An 18697-nucleotide genomic window follows, 5' to 3' on the forward strand; every position below is an offset into this window, starting at 1 on the left:
GCGCCGCAGGTCTAGTGTGAGGGACTGCAGTCCAGTTCCTTGATCCTGCCGGCGGTGTCAAACGCCAAAAGTGCACTCATGACTCCGGCACTGGTGATGTACGAGATAACGGTCCCGTCGTTCTGCCAGGGATTGAGATCATCCAACGTGCCCGCCGGATATTTCCGGAGGCGATCGACCCAATAGGCACGAAGTGCCTCGCGGCCGGTAATGGTCTGGACGCCGGCGCAGCCGCAGTGCACAACGGCATCTTCGGCATAGAGCTCCAAGATCGCCTCGATATCGCCTGCGCGATAGGCATCAAGCCAGTCTACCGCGACGGCCATCGGGTCAAAGGACATATTTTTCACTCGCATACCGTCCAAATCTGCTTCAGGCTCTGGAACTGCCAAGCCTTTTTTGATTTTAATGTCCCACCCGGGCACGGCCATATGGCGAACGACATAGCGGACCGGGCCGAGGGCCAAAGTCGATGTTGGACGCGTCCGCCAGGCAGGGGATACTCAAGCCCATCCGGCTTGTGATCGTCGATCCACAGCCGATCGTTTTGCAGGGACTGAGGTCGGTCCTCGGGACGCAGCCGGACTTCGACGTTGTCGCATCGTCCAGCGATCGGACAAGCTGCCTCGAAGCAATTCGGAAGCTGACACCTGACGTCGCGATTCTCGCCGACAAGGTGCCAGATCTGACGGTCTCCGAGATCCTCGCGATTGTGAAAGCTGAGAAGCTCTCCACGCGCCTGGTGTTCTTCACCGAGTCCGACATCAACCACGATCTGACTTCCGCCATCGCAGCCCGCGCCTGCAGCGCAATTTCGAAGTATGCCTCTCCCGCCACGATGCTGCGATCGCTGCGGCTGATGACGAAGAGCGGTGTGGCACTGGAGAAGTCCGATCTCTCGGCAGCCGGCAAGGAGGCGGACGGCGACGGCAAAGTCGAAAAGATGCTGGAGCTGTTGACGCAACGGGAACGTCAAATTGCACGACTCGTGTCGGAAGGAATGTCGAACAAGGAGATCGCGCGTCAGCTCAACGTTTCCGACGGGACGGTCAAAGTCCACCTGTACAATATTTTCCAGAAGCTTGAGATCACCAACAGAACTGTGCTCGCGACCATCGCATTGCTGCAACGCCCCTCCGGCCTGGCTGCGCTCTCCCTGGCCTTTCTGGCGTTGGCAATTGCGGACGAACTCAAGGCGTCGGAAGCGAATGGCATCTTTCCGGATGAGAACGGCGTCGGCCACGCGGACGAGCACGCCGCGTACGAGCCCTGGAAAAAAGGGATTCTCCGGCACCTCATCGCCTGGGAATCCGGCGAGACGCCCACGCTCGCCCAGAGAGACTTGTTCGCCAAGGCCACCCAAATCACCAACCCGGCGGCGGCCATGGAAGCGCTGCGCACGGCCGAGCAATCCGGAGGATCGAAACCGTGGACGCACTTCGCTCCTGTTGGATCGAGCGCGCCCGATCTTCCCGTGCCCTTACTGCGAGGAGCAAACGACATACAGGTCGGAGTTGACCCGGCCCCGGAACATCAATTCCCGCGGCTTCTTTCCAATGCGATGTCGATGCACGGAGGGTATGGCAACTTCGCTATTCTCACCGGTGCGTTGATCTACGCACTGCAGGACCCTCAACTCGCCGCCCACGCGCATGACCTCCGCGAAGCCTCGATCGACAGCATCCTGGCCGTCACCCAAGAGAGTGCGACTACAAAGCTGGCTGCGATCACTCATGCTGCCGCCAATCATGACGACCATTCAGCCCCAAGTATCCTTCCGCACGATGTCCACCTGTCTTCCGCCGTAGTGACCGCTGGACACGACAACGCCGCTCAAGAAGGCGCTCTGGGTCCAAATGGGCCGGGCGATGCGGGTGACAACCTCCATAAACCTGTTGGCGCGGACCCTGGTCACGATGCCAGCCTCGGCGTAGGCGGCAACGTTAAAGAAATTGTTTATCGGTCCCCGATCGATTCCGAGTCTAATGATTCCAGGTCGACCGCTTCCGATACCGTGTTCGATTTCGCATCTGGGCCTGGCAGGATCAATCTTGCGGCTTTCGGAGCGCTTGCTTGGCTGCATATGACGGCCGCAAGCAAGTCCATACCGCCACACACACTCGCCTGGGTCTACGACTCCGCAAGCAACGAAACGATCGTCTATGTGAATGCGACCGATCGTATCCTCGATATCGGCGATCGCGGCTTGCTGGAAATCCATCTGGAGGGGATTGTATCCATTGCGGAGGCGGATGTCGTCTCCGAGCCAGATGGCGCGGCTGTTGCGACCACCCTGGAGCAGCTCGAAGCCGCGCTGATACAGGCGGTGGCACCCGATGAGTCTGTTCTGACGAAGGACAATGTCCAAACCAGTATCGAGGGGAGCGAGAGCTCGCTCGGGACGGCCGGAGCGTGGGCCCTTCTGGCCAACAACGGCTCGGGTTTCCATTTCGGGCAGACCCGGACCGGATTGGGAACGCCGACGAAGTTCGGAAGCTCCAACGGCCCGTCGGCGGATGCAACGGAAGAAAGCGATGCTGCATCTGCCGCGTCGGCTCACGCATCGCCAGTCCAACTTGCTCATAGCGCGACGGCGCCGGCAGTCGCAAATGTCACATCGACCAGTGGTCCGATCAATGCGGGCACCGGCGTTTCCTCGACTGGGCCTAACGAGATCGGCCAACCGAGCGTCGTAACGGCCGACAACGCGGGGCACGGCAACTCGCAGCACGCTTCGGAGCCAGGATCTGCAAAGGATGCAGCTACCGAATCGACTGGAGCCGGCTCCAAACCGGGCAATGACGACGGCAATGGCGCCCAGCATCACGCCTCGGCTTCGGAGGCTGCACCAGGGGCCGCGACGGGAGAACCAGCGGGCGCGGAACACGGCAAATCGGGGCACCCAACCACTGGAAGCGCGCCGGCCGCAGCCGAGATCAATCCGGGCACAACGGGTGCCAGCCCAGGAAACGGCAACGCGCAGCACGCTTCGGAGCCTGGGCCTGCAAAGGCGGCATCCACGGAACCCACTGAAGATGGGGCCAAAGCGGGCAACGCCGCCGACCGTGGTGCCGAGCACCACGCTTCGGCTTCTGACGCTGCGCAAGCACCAGCGAAGACGGCAGAACCAGCGGGCGCGAAACACGGCGAATCCGGGCACTCAACCGCCGCAAACGCACCGGACGCAGCCGAGATCGATCCAGGCGTCGCAACGGCCGCCAGCGCGGGCCACGACAACTCGCAGCACGCATCGGAGCCAGGGTCTGCAAAGGCGGCAGCTACCGAATCGACTGAAGCTGGCTCCAAACAGGGCAATGATGGCGGCCATGGCGGCGATCATCATCGCGCTTCGGCTTCTGACGCCGCGCAAGCACCAGCGACGACGGCAGAAGCAGGCAGCGCGGAACACGGCAAATCCGGGCACTCTGCCGCTGCAAGCCCGCCGGACGGAGCAGAGATCGATCCGGGCGCCGCAACGGCCGCCAGCGCGGGCCACGGCAACTCGCAGCACGCTTCAGAGCCAGGGTCTGCAAAAGTGGCATCCACCGAGTCGACTGAAGCTGACTCCAAGCCGGGCAACGGCCCGCGCGATGGCGGCGAGCATCACGCTTCGGCTTCGCAGGCTGCGGGGACCGTGAAGACGGCAGAACCAGCCACCGTGGACCACGGCAGCTCCCAGCACGCTGCGCAATCTGCAGCGATCGCATCAGACGACGCACACCCGGCCAAGGCTGCGTTCGAAACCGGCGGCGCAGACCAAGGACCGGTGTTCCGGTTCGATAGCGGACCAACTCCTTCTCCTCTCGTCGCGATAGTTGAGGTTAAAGAGTTCAATCACCCGCTCGATGCGCACGTTCCGCCTGGTCAGGAAGAGAGCCTCGGGTTCAACGGCAAGATCGTCCCTCATGCACTGAACGGACACGCGGACGACCACGGCAATAACGGGCCGCATCAAGCCATTGTACCTGCGCATCATGATTTGCTGATTTGAACTGTGACCGCGACGGGGGCGATGCTCTCGCTCGCCCGGCCATATCCCTCGGCAACCATCATCGCTGGACCGCTGGTTGGAACTCCCCATCAAAGGCGCGTTGGCAGATGTGGAGTTGCTAGGAACGATCGAAGCAAAGCCGGATTGGGCCCTAAACTTTTTGGAAAGGGCCTCTCATGCGTCCAATCGCGTTCAGCTCCTGCGTAGCAGTCGTGCTATCCATTTCGTCCGCGGTTCATGCGCAATCCGCAACAGAGGATATCAAGTCCAAGGCCCAACGGCTTGTCGCGCCTCTTGTCGAAAGTCGCGACAGCCGGCTGCAATCGGTCGCGACGTTCGAGCATCAGGTGACCGGCGTTACGGTCGCTCCGGACGGCCGCATATTCGTGAACTTCCCGCGCTGGACGGAGGATACGCCGGTTTCGGTGGCCGAACTCATGCCGGACGGGTCGACCAAGCCATATCCCAATGAGGAATGGAACGGCTGGCGCAATGCGCGAATGTCCGAGGTGTCGCCCAATGATCACTTCGTTTGCGTTCAAAGCGTTGTTGCGGACCGGCGCGGATCGCTTTGGGTCGTCGATCCCGCGGCTCCCAATGCCGAGAAGACCGTGAAGGGTGGACCCAAGATCGTCGAGGTCGATCTGAAATCGAACAACGTGAAGCGGACCTTTCCGATCGGGCCGGACGTCGCTGGTCCGGCCAGCTACCTCAACGACATCCGTATCGCCCCCGACGGAAAGTTCGCCTATCTGACCGATTCCGGTTCGCCCGGCGGCCTGGTCGTTCTCAACATCGAATCCGGGCAGGCTTGGCGTGTGCTGAGCGACGATCCTTCGACCCAATTCGATCCGAGCGTCACCGTGATGACAGATGGCCAGCCCTTGCGGCGGCCGGACGGACGGCAGCCCTTGTTCAATGCCGATAGTCTGGCGCTGTCGAAGGACGGCAACACCCTCTACTGGCAGGCCCTGACCGGGAAGACTCTCTACCGGATCGCCACGTCCAGTATCCAGAGTGCGGACGCGGCGGCTCGCGCTCGCCCGGAGACAGTGGCAACGACGGAGCCCGTCGATGGGCTCTGGACCGGCGACCATGACGAAATCTATCTGAGCTCGATCGCCAACAACGCCGTCAAGGTCATCAATCCCCGCGATGGTACCGTGCGACAGCTGTTGACGGATTCGCGCCTGCGCTGGCCGGACACCTTCTCGCAAGGTCCTGATGGCGCAATCTATGTCACCGCGTCGCATATCCAGGATTCGCCCTGGTTTCACATGGCGTGGACGGACAAGAACTTCACGTTGTTCAAGTTCATGCCTGAACACGCGAACACCGTCGGGTCAAGTCGCGAGCCGAACCGGCAGTAAACGTACGACTTCGGAGGCGGCTTAGGACGAGGAGGACAGATGGCCCATTGGGTTGAGCCTATAGCCGGCACGCTGCTGATGGCACTGGTCCTTGCCGACGTATTCCTCACGGTTCTCTACGCACGCGCCGGCACCGGAATCATCAGCGACCGCCTGGCTAGAATGGTCTGGCTTGCGCTGCGCCGGCTTTCCTCGGCCGGCAACGGCAACCATCTGCTTTCATTCTGCGGCCCGTTGATCGTGGTCGGCTTGCTGCTCACCTGGTCTATTCTGCTCGCGCTCGGGGCAGCCCTGATTGTGCACCCTCAGCTCGGGACCAGCATCACCAGCAGCAGCCAGGAGACTCCAACCGACTTCGTGACCGCGCTTTACGTCGCGGGAAGCAGCCTCTCGATCGTAGGCGGCAGCAACTTTGGTCCGCAAAGCGCCGGAGCGAAACTGCTGTTTCTTCTGAATTCGGTGATCGGGACATCAGTCATATCGCTCACCATCACTTACCTGATGCAGGTCTACGGCGCGCTCAGGAGCAGGAACTCGCTTTGCCTCAAGATTCACGCGCTCTGCGGTGAGACCGGCGATGCCGCGGATCTGCTCGCGCATCTGTTCGCAAATAACCAGTTGAGTGCGGGTTACAACAATTTGTCCGAGTTGGCCGCAGAGGTCACCGATACCAAAGAAGCTCACCACTTCTATCCCGTTCTGTTTTACTTCCGCTTCCCTGAACCGTTCTACTCCGTGTCCCGGTCGTCACTCATCGTCCTCGATGCCGTCTCGCTGATCAAAAGTGCATTGCCGAAGGACGCCGATTGGCTCAAGCAATCCGGCGCAGTCACCCAGCTATGGTCCTCCGCGCTGCTACTCCTTTCGACCCTCAACAACGTTTTCCTGCACGAGAAAGCATCGGCTGAAGCCGACGAGGGAGATCGGCAAGTCTGGCGGGTCCGGTTCGACAATGCACGACGGCGGCTGCGGCAAGCAGGCATCAGTGTCACCGACGATCTTCCGCATTCGTGCGAATCCTACATGGAACACCGAAGAAGGTGGGACTCTCTCGTTTGCGTGCTTGGCAATTCCATGGCTTACCAGCCCTCGGACATCGATCCTGCGATACAAAGGGCGTAAACCCCTGCCGGACTCTCGCAGGTCAAGTTCGCTTCGCCTGGCGGGCTCCGTTTTGGTGAGTGACTTCCCACGACAGAATGTCTCGCCGAGCGCGCCTGGCCTGGTCTCGCGTCTCAGAAACGCGACGCCTTCGGCGGATCAGCCTCATTGGGCGGAATTGTTTCAGGGTTGCAGCCGTGAGAGCAGACGTTGCCGATCCTGGTCGCGACGTCGCTGCTCCATCCGCATCCGTTCGAGTTCGCCTTCCGCTTTGGCTGTGTCCTCGTTCTGGCGCTTCATTTCAATGATCAGCGCCTCCTGCTCTGCGAGCCGCCGTTCTCCTTCGACGACGTCGCGCTCGATCTGCCTCAGCTCATCGTATATCGCCGTCGTGTACATCGTCGTCCTCGCGCGGCCGTGCTGCCAAGCACGCCGCAAAGTAGCTTTCGCCTCTTGCAGAGCCTTATCCGGGCCGCCTGGTGCGGCCACGACCGCGGCACGAGGCGCATGACTTTCAACTCAACCAGCTTCGCGAACGTTCCGGCTGATGCCATTTTTTCCCAGGCTTCATTGGTCGTACGAGCGGCCATGTTGTTACCCGATCATTTTGGTGGAAGCGGCTCGCTGAACTGCCTGAAACGGTCCTCGTCAACGAGCGCACCCGTTGGCGGCGACAGTGCACTCGGCTCATTGCTGCGCTTCAGCCAAGTTGCAAACAAGCGGTCGGCACAATATCGTTGGTCGTCTGCCCCCATGTCTTCCGCCCCGATGTCTGACGTCCAATCTCCCCAGGAGCCAACACGATGAATGTGGTCTCAGTGCCCGGCGGGATTCATCGCCCTCCAGGGAAGGTCGATATCCCGTCCGCCTGGCAGGGCGCTGAGATGAAAGCCAATCCTGATCGATGGTTGATATCGCTTGCGGCCGGCGAGATCGCGGAACTCGAGGGCGCGGCTGAAACATATCTCGGCAGAAACAAAAAAATCGCCGAGATCACGAAGGAAAGCTTTCCGCTTCCCAATCTCGGTGCGCACCTGGAAGATCTCAAGACAAAGCTCCTGGTCGGCTTGGGCTTCGAGGTCATACGCGGCCTCCCGGTGGCAAAATATAACCAGGAGTTCGCCGCTACGATCTTTTGCGGAGTGGGCGCGCATCTCGGATCGGCGCGGTCTCAGAATGCAGCGGGTCACATTCTCGGTCACGTCCGTGACACCGGCGCGGATGCGAAGGATCCGAACACCCGAATTTATCAAACTTCGGAACGGCAAACATTCCACACGGATTCGTCCGACGTGGTTGGATTGTTATGCATTCGCGAGGCGATGGAGGGAGGGGATTCCCTCCTTGTCAGTACGACGACAATCTACAACGAGATGTTTGACAGACGTCCCGACCTTGCCGCTCTCTTGTTTGATCCGATCGCGACAGATCGGCGAGGCGAGGTGCCGGAGAACGAAAAGCCATATCTTGAAATCCCGGTGCTGAATTGGCATGCGGGGTTCCTGACCGGGTTCTATCAGCGCCAGTATATCGATAGTGCGCAGCGCTTTCCCGATGCGCCGAGACTGACGCCGGCTCGCGTCGAGGCGCTCAATCTCTTTGACGCGCTCGCAAATGATCCCGCGCTGCATTTCGGCATGCGGCTTCAGCCGGGCGACATGCAGTTCGTCTACAATCATGCCTTGCTGCATGACCGGACTGGATTCCGCGATTGGTCCGATGCAGGCCAGAAGCGTCATCTATTGCGCCTTTGGCTCAGCATGGAAGGCGATCGGCCGCTGCCCGATTGTTTCAAGCAGCGCTATGGTTCGATCGAGGTTGGCAACCGTGGTGGCATCATCACCAAAGGTACCAGTTTGAACGTTCCGTTGGATTGACGTTCCGATGGTTTGAACCGGAAGCCCGGACCCAACCTGGCCTCGCAAGCTCAAACCGCAGGAGCAGGCCGGACAATCCCTTCGACAGCGCCAGGCTGAAACTCTCAACGTGGATCGACGTGACCAGGGCGAGTACCCACAAATGCTGCATCTCGGCGTAAAGCGGACATACGCATGACCCGAGCTACTTGAATGCCGCGGTCTCCGCCTGGGCGGGCGTACTTGGCCGCACGAATAAAATGGTGGAGTTCACTGGAATTTCCGCGTTCTCGCGGGTGCCCTGGCCGATGAGAATGAGGCCTGCTCCACCATTCGCCACCGTCAGGATCACCGGTTCACCCGCCCAGGTCCTGATCGGCTCCATTCCGATGATGAGAAACTCACCAATTGGCTGGTCCAAGTACTGAAGTCTCAGCTGCGGACCGATTTCTGCGGGCGCAAGTCCGAAACCCAGCCGTTGCGCGCGCGCATAGATTTCGGTCAACGACGCTGTCTCGCCCTCGAAGCCGAGCTCAGCGGCCGAGACAGGGACGAGCTCCACGTCCGTTTTCTTGCCACTCAGAGTAAAAGCCGGCCGCGCAAGGACTTCAGCAGCGGCGCTTCCGACGTCGCAGCCCATTGCACTCATCGCCTTGCGAAGGGAGCGCATGTCCCTGAACGTCCCTATCGCAATCGTCTTCCACAGCCGAACATCGACGGCCGAACTGACGGGAGTCTGCGATCTCGGCACCGGAGGAGCGGTCTTGAGGTCCAGGTGATTCCGCAGAACGTCGTGCGCAGTGCATTGGGCTTTGGCCTCGCTTGCGAAAGCGAGGATAAGCGCGCTACAGAGCAGCAGGGTAATAACGCCGCTGTCCCGTTCTGTCGAACGACTCGGCCTCGTGATGTTTCGGTGCGAGGCGATGTAGTCGATCTCGCCGCGCGTCGTGCCGATGTCCATGAGCTCCCTGTCGCTGAGGCCGCACAGGGTCGCTTGTGCACTCCGGCGTCTGCGGCGCTCCCGCCATGCGCTCAAGAATTGCCGGACGAGGCTAACAACGCGCTGCGTTGATCCGAAGGGCCGTCGCATCCACGCGGCGCCATAGATCGCGCTCATCGCAATCTCCTTTGGCTTGCTTCTCACCGAGGGCTAAGGTGCCAATGCTCGGTCCGGTACGCTTAACGAGGGGCTTACATTTTTCTTACCGGCGGCTTATTCTTTGCGTTCCAGCCGGTGCGGGGGCGTTTCCGTGCGGCTGACGTCGGCCGATCCCGCGACACTGGGGCAAGGCACACTTGATATTCGGCTTACATTTTCCGTTTCGAAGGCCTATCTTCGCTGGACAATCGCTGCGGCGCTCTCGGAAGTAGAGGGCAAGCCTGGGGAATGGTGCCATGCGCTATTTCTTCGAGGACTGTGTGCTGGATACCGACCGGCGCGAGTTGCGGCGCGGGCCCGATGCCGTGCCTACGACGCCACAGGTACTTGATCTGCTCGGCTATTTGATCCGCAGCAGGGATCGCGTCGTCAGCAAGGATGATCTGATAAACGCAATTTGGGATGGTCGGATCGTGTCTGATGCGGCGCTGACGACCCGATTGAATGCGGTCCGACGCGCGATCGGCGACTCCGGCGCGCAACAACGTCTTATCAAGACATTTCCACGAAAGGGCTTTCGTTTCGTGGGCGCTGTCCACGATGACGAGCGATGTCTTGAAACAGCGGTGATCTCAGACGCCCTCGCAGAACCGTCGAATCTTGCGCGCGCAGCCGCGGAGGCAGCGGTTTTGGTCCCGGAGTTCTCCGAAAAATTAGCTTGCAAACGACGATCCAAAAACTGGATGCGTCACATCAGAGGTCCTCTGAAGTTCGTCGGCGGGACGCTGGCGTCCGTTGCTGCCATCGGTGCAATTGCCGGCGGCCTTCTCGGTTATTGGAATGTCTGGAAGACGCTCCGTACTGACGCAGTTCGGGAAGCTCGAGAGCTTCAAGGACAACCGATAGTCGGGCCGGAGATCGCGCATCGTCTCTCTCTCATCGTATTGCCCTTCGCTAACCTCAACAACGATCCAGAGCAGGATCACCTTGCCGATGCCATCACGACAGGTTTGACGACCGATCTTGCGCGAGCGCCCGCCACTTTCGTCATCGGACGCGAGGCCGCCCTTACCTACAAGAATAAGTCGATTGATCTGAAGCAGCTTGGAGGAGATCTCGGCGCCCGCTGGGCTGTGCGCGGCGCGGTGAGGCGCAACGGAGATCAGGTGCGGATCAGCGTATCGCTGACCGATCTTCAGACCGCGCGCGACATATGGTCCGACCGGTTCGACGGCGATCGGACAGATCTGGCCATTGTGCAGAAGAATATCACGGTGCGGCTCCTCTGTGTTGCGCACCTGCAGCTCCGTCAATACGAAGAAGCCATCGAACCGTGTAGCCGATCGTTAAATATCGGCGCGGGCCTTCAGGCTTACACAAGCTGATCTCGGCTTACGGCCGACGAGACAAATGGGAAATCATCGTGACGGTGCCGGCTGCACCCCTTACGCGAGACACGATGATCCTGAAAGTATCCGCCGAGGAATCCCGTCAGCAAGGTAACGGATGCTGACAAGAGGATGAATCCGGACAACGTCTCGTCGGCCGTTCTGCCATGCAGCGATGTCCGCTGTCGCGCCATTGTTGGCGAAGAAGCGGACATCATGCGCGCCGGAGCTGTGCGCTCCGATCAAACTAGGACGCGGCCTCAGCCGCGCTTACTCCTCGTCTTCGTCTTCGTCGTCCTCGTCTTCGTCGAGCTCTTCCAGTCGATCGAGCACCGCGAGCGGCAGCGTCTCGCGAAACAGATCGCCTTCCGCGCCCATCCAGAGACAGATCACGTCGTCGCCCTTCACGTCCGCGACGGTGAGCGGCTGCCCGCCGGATTTCAGCATGACGATATCGCCGGCTTTTAGTTCCATGGATGGTCCTTTCGGGTTGATTGACGGTGAAGCTAGCAAAACGGCATGACATGCCGATCACGGGCTACTCGGTCAGTGGATGTGTTGTGGTAGCGCGCATGCGCCGGCCGGGCCGCTGAAACGTCGATCAGAGAGCTTTAGGCCGGAGCGATCCCATCACGAGAGGCAATGGCGCCTGTTCGATGGATGGCGCAAGGGCTCTTCCGTCCCGTGCGTCGCGACGATGACACCATGCGCCTGTTTTGCCCGACGGAGCAACCGATTTCGTCAGATCCGCAGTTTGCGTTTGCCGCAAGCCCTTGATTTTGCTGCGGCCGTCTACTGTGCATGGGGTTGTTTTCGATGTTTTTGATTGCGCACCCTGATTGCAGTCAGCCCGGCAGCAGTTCTGTCAGCGAGCGGATGATGCGGTCGGGCTTGACGATCGAGCCTTCCGGCAGGCCGTCGCCATGCACGTCGATCCAGATCGAGTAGATGCCGAGGCGCTGCGGAGTCACGACTTCCCATTCCAGATTGTCGCCGATCATCCAGGTGTCCTCGGCGGTGACGCCGAGTGCGTCCATCGCGTGCAGATAGGCGCGCTCCTCGGGCTTGCCGAAACCGTGCTCGCCCTCGATCTGGATGTGGTGGAAGCGGTGCGCCAGTTCGAACCGCTCGACCTTGGCGCGCTGGGTGTCGGCGGCGCCGTTGGTCACCAGCGCGAGCTTGATGCCGAGCGCCTTGAGCCTGTCGATGGCGTCATGCGCGCCGGGGAAGACGAACATCTCCTCCTCGCGATAGCTGGTGAAGCGGTCGGCGAGGCGAATGGCGAGGTCGTCTGATAGTGCGCGATGACCGGCGGCCGCGAGTGCGGCGAAGCCACCCTTGACGGTGAGATGCCGGGCCTCGGCGAGCTTCATCCGCCACGAAGCGTTCGCATTGGCCCAGAAATTTTTCGCAAAGGCCAGGACGGTGCTGGCGACCAGGTGTGGCGGCAGCGGCGCGAGCTCCTCGGCGAACTCCGCTGTGATCGTGTTCCAGGCGATCTCGGGCCGGCCATAGGCCGACAGGATGGTGTCGTCCATGTCGATCAGCATGGCGCGCGGCAGCGGCCTCATTGCGGGAGTCATCGTCGTCATGGCCACTTCACCTCCGGCGGCAGCGACGACAGGATCGAATCCACATTGCCGCCGGTCTTGAGACCGAAGATGGTGCCGCGGTCGTAGAGCAGGTTGAACTCGACATAGCGGCCGCGCCGGATCAACTGCTCCTCGCGATCCTCCGCGGTCCAGCTTGTCGCGAAATTGCGCCGCACGATGTCGGGATAGATCTTCAGGAAGGCGCGGCCGACATCCCGGGTGAAGGCAAGGTCGGCGTCCCAGTCGCCGCTGTCGTGCCAGTCGTAGAAGATGCCGCCGATGCCACGCGCCTCTTTGCGATGCGGCAGGTGGAAATACTCGTCGCACCACTTCTTGTACTTGTCGTAATCGGCGATGCCGTTCGGCTGCGTGCAGGCCTGTTTCATTGCGGCGTGGAAGGCGATGCTGTCGGCATCGTCCTGCGTGCGGCGGCGGTCGAGCACCGGCGTGAGATCGGCGCCGCCGCCGAACCAGGCTTTTGTGGTGACGACGAAGCGCGTGTTCATGTGCACCGCCGGCACGTGCGGATTGCGCAGATGCGCGATCAGCGAGATGCCGGAGGCCCAGAACTTCGGGTCCTCCGCCGCACCGGGAATCTGCGCGCGAAACTCGGGCGCGAATTCGCCGTGCACGGTGGAGCAATGCACGCCCACCTTCTCAAACAGGCGGCCTGACATCATCGACATCACGCCGCCGCCGCCGGCCGCGCCGGTATGATCGGTGCGCTGCCACGGCGTGCGTTTGAAGCGACCCGGCTCGCCCGAATAAAGGCCTGGCGGGGCATCGTCCTCCAGCCGCTCCAAGCTCGCGCAGATGTCGTCGCGCAGCGCTTCGAACCAGGCGCGTGCGCGCGTCTTGCGGTCTTCGATCGTAGAAACGTCCATCTGCAAATCCCAACGAACCGGCTCGTAGGGTGGGCAAAGGCGCACTTGCGCCGTGCCCACCATCTTTCACCGTTTATCTTGAATGGTGGGCACGCTACGCTTTGCCCACCCTACCAATTCTAGCCTTGCGGACCGTAATAGGTGCAGCTCTCGTTGCAACTGTCGCGGTGGATGCTGACGCGGGTGAGCTTGCCGATAGGCGCCAGCCGTTCCCAGACGAAGCGCGAGAGGTTTTCCAGCGTCGGGGTGCCGAGTGCCTCGATCTTGTTGAGGTACTTGTGGTCCAGAATCATGCGCACGTCCTCGATGGCGCGCTGGACCAGGCCGAGATCGACCACCATGCCGGTTTTGGGATCGGGCGTGCCGCGCAGCGTCACCTCGGCGCGAAAGGAGTGGCCGTGGATCTCTTCGCTGGCCGCGCCGAACGTCGTTCCCGACAATGAGTGCGCCGCCTCGAAGCGAAACGATTTCGTCAATTCCCACATCTGTTCGAAAACCAATCCTATCTGATACCGAGCGATTTATGCGTCTGCACGCTGAGCCGCCATTGCGGATGATTGAGGCAATAGTCGATGGCGCCCGCGGTGTTTTGGGCGACCTCGGGCCCGTCCATCGGCTGCAGCGAGAAGCGCTCGAAGGCGAGATCCGCGAAGGCCTCCGGCATGGCGAGCGGCTGCGGATAGACCAGCTTCAGCTCGTGGCCGCGCCGGATCACCAGATCGCTGCCGCCCTTCGGGCTGACGCAGATCCAGTCGAGCCCCTCGGGCGGGGCGATGGTGCCGTTGGTCTCGACCCCGATCTCGAAGCCGCGTGCATGGAGCGCGTCGACCAGCGCGGTATCGACCTGGAGCAGCGGCTCGCCGCCGGTGAGCACCACGTAACGGTTGTCGGTGGAGGCCGTCCATTGCGCCGCGATGGTGCCGGCGAGTTCCGCGGCCGAGGCATAGCGCCCGCCGAGCGTGCCGTCGGTGCCGACGAAATCGGTGTCGCAGAATTTGCAGGTGGCCTCGCTGCGGTCCGCCTCGCGCCCGCTCCAGAGGTTGCAGCCGGCAAAGCGGCAAAATACGGACGCGCGCCCGGCATGGGCGCCTTCGCCTTGCAGTGTCAGGAAGATTTCCTTGACCGCGTAACTCAACCGTCTCTCCTCAACATTATCAAACTTGCGGGTTCCGGAGCTGCCGCAGCGCTTCGCCTGCGGCCATCGCCGCGGTCATGGCGACATTGAGCGACCGCAGCCCCGGAGCGATCGGGATCACCAGCCGCGCGTCCGCGGCATCGACCACCGCCTCGGTGACGCCGGCGCTCTCGCGCCCGAATAGCAGGATGTCCGCCGTCTGGTAACGGAAATCGCGGTAGTCGGTCGCCCCCTTGGTGGTGAACAGCAGCAGGCGGGCCCCCTGCGCCGCGCGCCATTGCTCGAATTTCGACCAGGAGTCGTGCCTGACGATGCTGACCTGATCGAGGTAATCCATTCCCGCCCGGCGGAAATGCCGGTCGGAGACGGGGAACCCCGCCGGTTCGATGATATGGGCGGCCACGTCCAGGCAAGCGCAGAGCCTGAGAATCGTGCCGGTGTTCTGGGGGATGTCGGGTTGGAAAAGCGCTATCTGCATGGGCTGTGCCGGGTTCGGTGCGGGCCGGAAATGTTTCAATAAAACATCGCTGGCCGCGGAATTCGTGCATTGCACGCTCCCGCGCCGATAGCGGGCTTGCGCTCGCCCGGCAAGGGTGCCAATAGAACGATTCTGGACTGCTGTTTTCGCCTTGTTTTGGTGGGGGCACGTGAAGTTCTGCCGCCGCGGGGGGCCGCGGGCGCCGGCAGACTGTTCTGGGGACCTTGGGGGCTCCTGGAGCGGTTCCGCCGGCTGCATAAGAAGAAAGGGTTGGAATCGTGACGACAGCGTCTTCGGCGGACCATCCGACACGCCGTGATTTCTTATTCGTTGCAACGGGGGCAGCTGCAGCAGTATGGGGCGCAGCTGCGCTCTGGCCCTTTATCTCCCAAATGAATCCTGATGCGTCGACCATCGCCGCCGGTGCGCCGATCGAGGTCGATCTCAGCCCGGTCGCCGAGGGGCAGGACATCAAGGTGTTCTGGCGCGGCAAGCCGATTTACATCAGCCACCGCACCAAGAAGCAGATCGACGAGGCGCGCGCCGTCAACGTGGCGAGCCTGCCCGATCCGCAGTCCGACGAGGCCCGGGTCAAGTCCGGCCATGAGCAGTGGCTGGTCGTGATCGGCATCTGCACCCATCTCGGCTGCATCCCGATCGCCCATGAAGGCAATTACGACGGGTTCTTCTGCCCCTGCCATGGTTCGCAATACGATTCGTCCGGCCGCATCCGCCAGGGGCCCGCGCCCGCGAACCTGCCGGTGCCGCCGTACCAGTTCGTTTCCGACACCAAAATTCAGATCGGCTGAGCTTCGGGCCTCGTCCGAAGCTTCGCGCCGTCTCGTCGTATTATTTCCTCAGGATCGCATCATGAGCGGACCATCCGACTACCAGCCGAGCAATCCGGCCCTGCAATGGATCGAGCGACGTCTGCCGATCCTCGGCCTCATGCACTCCTCCTTCGTGGTCTATCCGACCCCGCGCAACCTGAACTATTGGTGGACCTTCGGCGCCATCCTCTCCTTCATGCTGGGGATCCAGATCCTGACCGGCGTGATCCTGGCGATGCACTACACGCCGCATGCCGACCTCGCCTTCAAGTCCGTCGAGCTTCTGGTTCGTGACGTCAATTACGGCTGGCTGCTGCGCAACATGCATGCCGTCGGCGCCTCGATGTTCTTCGTCGCCGTCTACGTCCACATGCTGCGCGGCCTCTATTACGGCTCCTACAAGGAGCCGCGCGAAGTGCTGTGGATCCTCGGCGTCATCATCTACCTCCTGATGATGGCGACCGGCTTCATGGGCTACGTGCTGCCATGGGGACAGATGAGCTTCTGGGGCGCCACCGTCATCACCAATCTGTTCTCCGCCATCCCCTATGTCGGCGAGAGCATCGTGACGCTCTTATGGGGCGGCTATTCGGTCGGCAATCCGACGCTGAACCGCTTCTTCTCGCTGCACTATCTCTTGCCGTTCCTGATCGCGGGCGTCGTCGTGCTCCACGTCTGGGCGCTGCATGTCTCCGGCCAGAACAACCCTGATGGCGTCGAGCCCAAGACGGAAAAGGATACGGTTCCGTTCACGCCGCATGCGACCATCAAGGACATGTTCGGCGTCTCCTGCTTCATGCTGCTCTACGCCTGGTTCATCTTCTACATGCCGAACTACCTCGGCGACGCCGACAATTACATTCCGGCGAACCCGGGCGTGACGCCGCCGCACATCGTGCCGGAATGGTATTACCTGCCGTTCTACGCAATCCTGCGTTCGATCCCGAACAAGCTCGCGGGCGTGATCGGGATGTTCTCGGCGATCATCATCCTGTGCTTCCTGCCCTGGCTCGATGCCGCCAGGACGAAATCGTCGAAGTACCGTCCGCTGGCCAAGCAATTCTTCTGGATCTTCGTCGCGGTCTGCATCCTGCTCGGCTATCTCGGCGCGCAGCCGCCGGAAGGCATCTATGTGATCGCCGGCCGGGTCCTGACGTTCTGCTACTTCGCCTACTTCCTGATCGTGCTGCCGCTGCTCTCGCGCATCGAGAAGCCGCGGCCGGTGCCGAACTCGATCTCGGATGCCGTCCTGGCCAAAACCGGGAGCAGGTCGACGCCGATGGTGTCGAGCGCGATCGTGCTTGCGCTGGCGGGCGCGTTGTTTGCGGGCTCCGCCGACAGCGCGCGTGCCTCCGAAGGCAGCGACAAGCCGCCGGGCAACAAATGGTCGTTCGCCGGTCCGTTCGGCAAATACGACCGCGGCGCATTGCAGCGCGGCCTGAAGGTTTACAAGGAAGTCTGCGCCAACTGCCATGGCCTGTCCTACGTCGCCTTCCGCAATCTCGCGGAAGCCGGCGGTCCCGGCTATTCGGTCGCGCAGGCTGCAGCCTTCGCCTCCGACTACAAGGTCAAGGATGGTCCGAACGATGCGGGTGACATGTTCGAACGCGCGGGCCGGCCGGCGGATTATTTCCCCTCGCCATTCCCGAACGAGCAGGCCGCGCGTGCGGCGAATGGTGGCGCGGCGCCGCCGGATCTGTCGCTGATCACCAAGGCGCGTTCCTACGGTCGCGGCTTCCCGATGTTCATCGTCGACTTCTTCACCCAGTATCAGGAGCAGGGCCCGGACTACGTCTCGGCGTTGCTCCAGGGCTTTGAGGACAAGGCGCCCGAAGGCGTGACCCTCCCCGAGGGCTCCTACTACAACAAGTACTTCCCGGGCCACGCCATCAAGATGCCGAAGCCGCTCAGCGACGGCCAGGTGACCTATGACGACGGCTCGCCGACCACGATTGCGCAATATTCCAAGGACGTCACCACGTTCCTGATGTGGACCGCCGAACCCCACATGGAAGCGCGCAAGCGCCTCGGTTTCCAGGTGTTCATCTTCCTGATCATCTTCGCCGGCCTGATGTACTTCACCAAAAAGAAGGTCTGGGCTGACTCGCACTGAGCGGCCCGAGGCGAGAATGAAGAGGCCCCCGCGAGGGGGCTTTTTTGTTGGGCACGAGAGTGTGTTGTCAGGCGCGATTGCCTATCGTCCGCTCAAACGCCAAAATGCCGCCAACGCTCCCCAAAAACTCGTCGGAGGACACCATGGGAACCGCCATCACCTTCAAGCGCCCGGACGGCAAGGACGCATCGGGCTATCTCGCCAATGCCGCGCGCGGCAACGCGCCGGGCGTGGTGGTCATCCAGGAATGGTGGGGCCTGTCGGACCAGATCAAGGGCCTGTGCGACCGCTTCGCGCTCGCCGGTTTCGATGCGCTGGCGCCCGATCTCTACAAGGGCAAGGTGGTGCCGTATCACGACACGGACGCGGCCGGCAAAGAGATGAACTCGCTCGATTTCATGGACGCCACCACGCAGACCGTGCGCGGCGCCACGCAATATCTGTCCCGCAACGGCGCCAAGGTCGGCCTGACCGGCTTCTGCCTCGGTGGCGCCGTCACCATCATCGGCGCGGTGCATGTGCCGGAGCTCGCGGCCGGTGTGGTGTTCTACGGCATTCCGCCCGAGCAGGCGGCCAAGCCCGCCGACGTCAAGATCCCGCTCCAGGCCCATTTCGCCAACAAGGACGATTGGTGCACGCCTGAGCTGGTCAATGGCTTCGAAAAGGCCATGAAGTCCGCCGGCAAGTCGCTGGAGCTGTTCCGCTATGACGCCGAGCACGCCTTCGTCAACGAGCAACGCCAGGCCGTCCACGACCGCGAAGCCGCCGAGCTCGCCTGGGGCAGGGCGACCGAGTTTTTCCGGAAGCATTTGGGGTAGGCGCCCGTAGCCCGGATGGAGCGCAGCGCAATCCGGGTTTGG

The 18697-nt window shown here is 61.8% G+C and carries 16 protein-coding genes and 1 pseudogene; 8 read left to right on the plus strand and 9 right to left on the minus strand.

Annotated elements, in window-relative coordinates:
• Positions 1-11: 11 nt before the first annotated feature.
• Positions 12-431: a nuclear transport factor 2 family protein gene (locus AC0L3P_RS10970; RefSeq protein WP_473301862.1), complete on the minus strand. Its 420-nt coding sequence runs from the start codon at positions 429-431 to the stop codon at positions 12-14.
• Positions 432-472: 41 nt separating this feature from the next.
• Here AC0L3P_RS10970 and AC0L3P_RS10975 point away from each other — a divergent pair, with 41 nt between their 5' ends.
• The 3 genes from AC0L3P_RS10975 to AC0L3P_RS10985 all read left to right on the plus strand — a co-directional run bounded on the left by AC0L3P_RS10975 (position 473) and on the right by AC0L3P_RS10985 (position 6483).
• Positions 473-3991: a LuxR C-terminal-related transcriptional regulator gene (locus AC0L3P_RS10975; protein WP_473301863.1), complete on the plus strand. Its 3519-nt coding sequence runs from the start codon at positions 473-475 to the stop codon at positions 3989-3991.
• A 176-nt stretch (positions 3992-4167) separates the two neighbouring features.
• Positions 4168-5361: an L-dopachrome tautomerase-related protein gene (locus AC0L3P_RS10980; RefSeq protein ID WP_354057271.1), complete on the plus strand. Its 1194-nt coding sequence runs from the start codon at positions 4168-4170 to the stop codon at positions 5359-5361.
• A 39-nt stretch (positions 5362-5400) separates the two neighbouring features.
• Entirely contained in the window at positions 5401-6483 is a 1083-nt protein-coding gene (locus AC0L3P_RS10985; RefSeq protein ID WP_354057269.1) for a two pore domain potassium channel family protein, read from the plus strand.
• A gap of 162 nt (positions 6484-6645) precedes the next feature.
• On the opposite strand, the gene AC0L3P_RS10990 is transcribed toward AC0L3P_RS10985, so the two are convergent.
• On the minus strand, positions 6646-6861 hold the full coding sequence (locus AC0L3P_RS10990; RefSeq protein WP_007595064.1) for a hypothetical protein: 216 nt from the start codon (positions 6859-6861) through the stop codon (positions 6646-6648).
• A gap of 404 nt (positions 6862-7265) precedes the next feature.
• On the opposite strand from AC0L3P_RS10990, the gene AC0L3P_RS10995 reads away from it, so the two are divergent.
• Positions 7266-8339 carry a TauD/TfdA family dioxygenase gene (locus AC0L3P_RS10995; RefSeq protein WP_354256335.1) on the plus strand — a complete coding sequence of 358 codons (1074 nt, stop codon included), beginning with the start codon at positions 7266-7268 and terminating at the stop codon, positions 8337-8339.
• Between the two features lie 184 nt (positions 8340-8523).
• On the opposite strand, the gene AC0L3P_RS11000 is transcribed toward AC0L3P_RS10995, so the two are convergent.
• Positions 8524-9435, minus strand: coding sequence for a DUF1127 domain-containing protein (locus AC0L3P_RS11000; RefSeq protein WP_473301864.1), 912 nt, complete (start codon positions 9433-9435; stop codon positions 8524-8526).
• A 278-nt stretch (positions 9436-9713) separates the two neighbouring features.
• Here AC0L3P_RS11000 and AC0L3P_RS11005 point away from each other — a divergent pair.
• Positions 9714-10028, plus strand: a pseudogene (locus tag AC0L3P_RS11005) (winged helix-turn-helix domain-containing protein); the annotation flags it as partial.
• Between the two features lie 1047 nt (positions 10029-11075).
• Here the strand turns inward: AC0L3P_RS11005 and AC0L3P_RS11010 are convergent.
• The 6 genes from AC0L3P_RS11010 to AC0L3P_RS11035 all read right to left on the minus strand — a co-directional run bounded on the left by AC0L3P_RS11010 (position 11076) and on the right by AC0L3P_RS11035 (position 14894).
• On the minus strand, positions 11076-11279 hold the full coding sequence (locus AC0L3P_RS11010; protein ID WP_354057261.1) for a YodC family protein: 204 nt from the start codon (positions 11277-11279) through the stop codon (positions 11076-11078).
• Positions 11280-11650: 371 nt separating this feature from the next.
• Positions 11651-12397, minus strand: a complete 747-nt coding sequence (locus tag AC0L3P_RS11015; RefSeq protein WP_354057259.1) for an HAD family hydrolase — start codon at positions 12395-12397, stop codon at positions 11651-11653.
• Positions 12394-13281, minus strand: a complete 888-nt coding sequence (hemF, locus tag AC0L3P_RS11020) for an oxygen-dependent coproporphyrinogen oxidase (RefSeq protein ID WP_354209112.1) — start codon at positions 13279-13281, stop codon at positions 12394-12396. Before hemF ends, AC0L3P_RS11015 begins: the two co-directional genes overlap by 4 nt.
• A gap of 119 nt (positions 13282-13400) precedes the next feature.
• Positions 13401-13766: a 6-pyruvoyl trahydropterin synthase family protein gene (locus tag AC0L3P_RS11025; RefSeq protein WP_007607071.1), complete on the minus strand. Its 366-nt coding sequence runs from the start codon at positions 13764-13766 to the stop codon at positions 13401-13403.
• A gap of 17 nt (positions 13767-13783) precedes the next feature.
• Positions 13784-14416, minus strand: coding sequence for a 7-carboxy-7-deazaguanine synthase (queE, locus tag AC0L3P_RS11030; RefSeq protein WP_473301865.1), 633 nt, complete (start codon positions 14414-14416; stop codon positions 13784-13786).
• Between the two features lie 19 nt (positions 14417-14435).
• Positions 14436-14894, minus strand: a complete 459-nt coding sequence (locus AC0L3P_RS11035) for a tRNA (cytidine(34)-2'-O)-methyltransferase (protein ID WP_007607073.1) — start codon at positions 14892-14894, stop codon at positions 14436-14438.
• 278 nt (positions 14895-15172) lie between these two features.
• Between AC0L3P_RS11035 and petA the strand changes: the two genes are divergently transcribed.
• The 3 genes from petA (at position 15173) to AC0L3P_RS11050 (ending at position 18655) form a co-directional block, all read left to right on the plus strand.
• On the plus strand, positions 15173-15703 hold the full coding sequence (gene petA, locus AC0L3P_RS11040) for a ubiquinol-cytochrome c reductase iron-sulfur subunit (protein ID WP_473301866.1): 531 nt from the start codon (positions 15173-15175) through the stop codon (positions 15701-15703).
• 61 nt (positions 15704-15764) lie between these two features.
• The gene (gene fbcH, locus AC0L3P_RS11045) at positions 15765-17837 is read left to right on the plus strand and encodes a cytochrome b/c1 (RefSeq protein ID WP_275171541.1); all 2073 of its coding nucleotides are present in this window, start codon (positions 15765-15767) and stop codon (positions 17835-17837) included.
• Positions 17838-17980: 143 nt separating this feature from the next.
• A complete protein-coding gene (locus AC0L3P_RS11050) occupies positions 17981-18655 on the plus strand; it encodes a dienelactone hydrolase family protein (RefSeq protein WP_354057251.1) in 675 nt (224 codons plus the stop codon).
• The last annotated feature ends 42 nt before the right edge of the window (positions 18656-18697 follow it).

The sequence above is a fragment of the Bradyrhizobium sp. WSM4874 genome, from assembly GCF_055811835.1.

What these genes read in the sequence shown, in the direction of transcription:
- AC0L3P_RS10970 (WP_473301862.1), bottom strand. Translation starts at nt 431, where the DNA reads ATGGCCGTGCCCGGGTGGGACATTAAAATCAAAAAAGGCTTGGCAGTT.
- AC0L3P_RS10975 (WP_473301863.1), top strand. Translation starts at nt 473, where the DNA reads ATGTTGGACGCGTCCGCCAGGCAGGGGATACTCAAGCCCATCCGGCTT.
- AC0L3P_RS10980 (WP_354057271.1), top strand. Translation starts at nt 4,168, where the DNA reads ATGCGTCCAATCGCGTTCAGCTCCTGCGTAGCAGTCGTGCTATCCATT.
- AC0L3P_RS10985 (WP_354057269.1), top strand. Translation starts at nt 5,401, where the DNA reads ATGGCCCATTGGGTTGAGCCTATAGCCGGCACGCTGCTGATGGCACTG.
- AC0L3P_RS10990 (WP_007595064.1), bottom strand. Translation starts at nt 6,861, where the DNA reads ATGTACACGACGGCGATATACGATGAGCTGAGGCAGATCGAGCGCGAC.
- AC0L3P_RS10995 (WP_354256335.1), top strand. Translation starts at nt 7,266, where the DNA reads ATGAATGTGGTCTCAGTGCCCGGCGGGATTCATCGCCCTCCAGGGAAG.
- AC0L3P_RS11000 (WP_473301864.1), bottom strand. Translation starts at nt 9,435, where the DNA reads ATGAGCGCGATCTATGGCGCCGCGTGGATGCGACGGCCCTTCGGATCA.
- AC0L3P_RS11010 (WP_354057261.1), bottom strand. Translation starts at nt 11,279, where the DNA reads ATGGAACTAAAAGCCGGCGATATCGTCATGCTGAAATCCGGCGGGCAG.
- AC0L3P_RS11015 (WP_354057259.1), bottom strand. Translation starts at nt 12,397, where the DNA reads ATGACGACGATGACTCCCGCAATGAGGCCGCTGCCGCGCGCCATGCTG.
- hemF (WP_354209112.1), bottom strand. Translation starts at nt 13,281, where the DNA reads ATGGACGTTTCTACGATCGAAGACCGCAAGACGCGCGCACGCGCCTGG.
- AC0L3P_RS11025 (WP_007607071.1), bottom strand. Translation starts at nt 13,766, where the DNA reads ATGTGGGAATTGACGAAATCGTTTCGCTTCGAGGCGGCGCACTCATTG.
- AC0L3P_RS11035 (WP_007607073.1), bottom strand. Translation starts at nt 14,894, where the DNA reads ATGCAGATAGCGCTTTTCCAACCCGACATCCCCCAGAACACCGGCACG.
- fbcH (WP_275171541.1), top strand. Translation starts at nt 15,765, where the DNA reads ATGAGCGGACCATCCGACTACCAGCCGAGCAATCCGGCCCTGCAATGG.
- AC0L3P_RS11050 (WP_354057251.1), top strand. Translation starts at nt 17,981, where the DNA reads ATGGGAACCGCCATCACCTTCAAGCGCCCGGACGGCAAGGACGCATCG.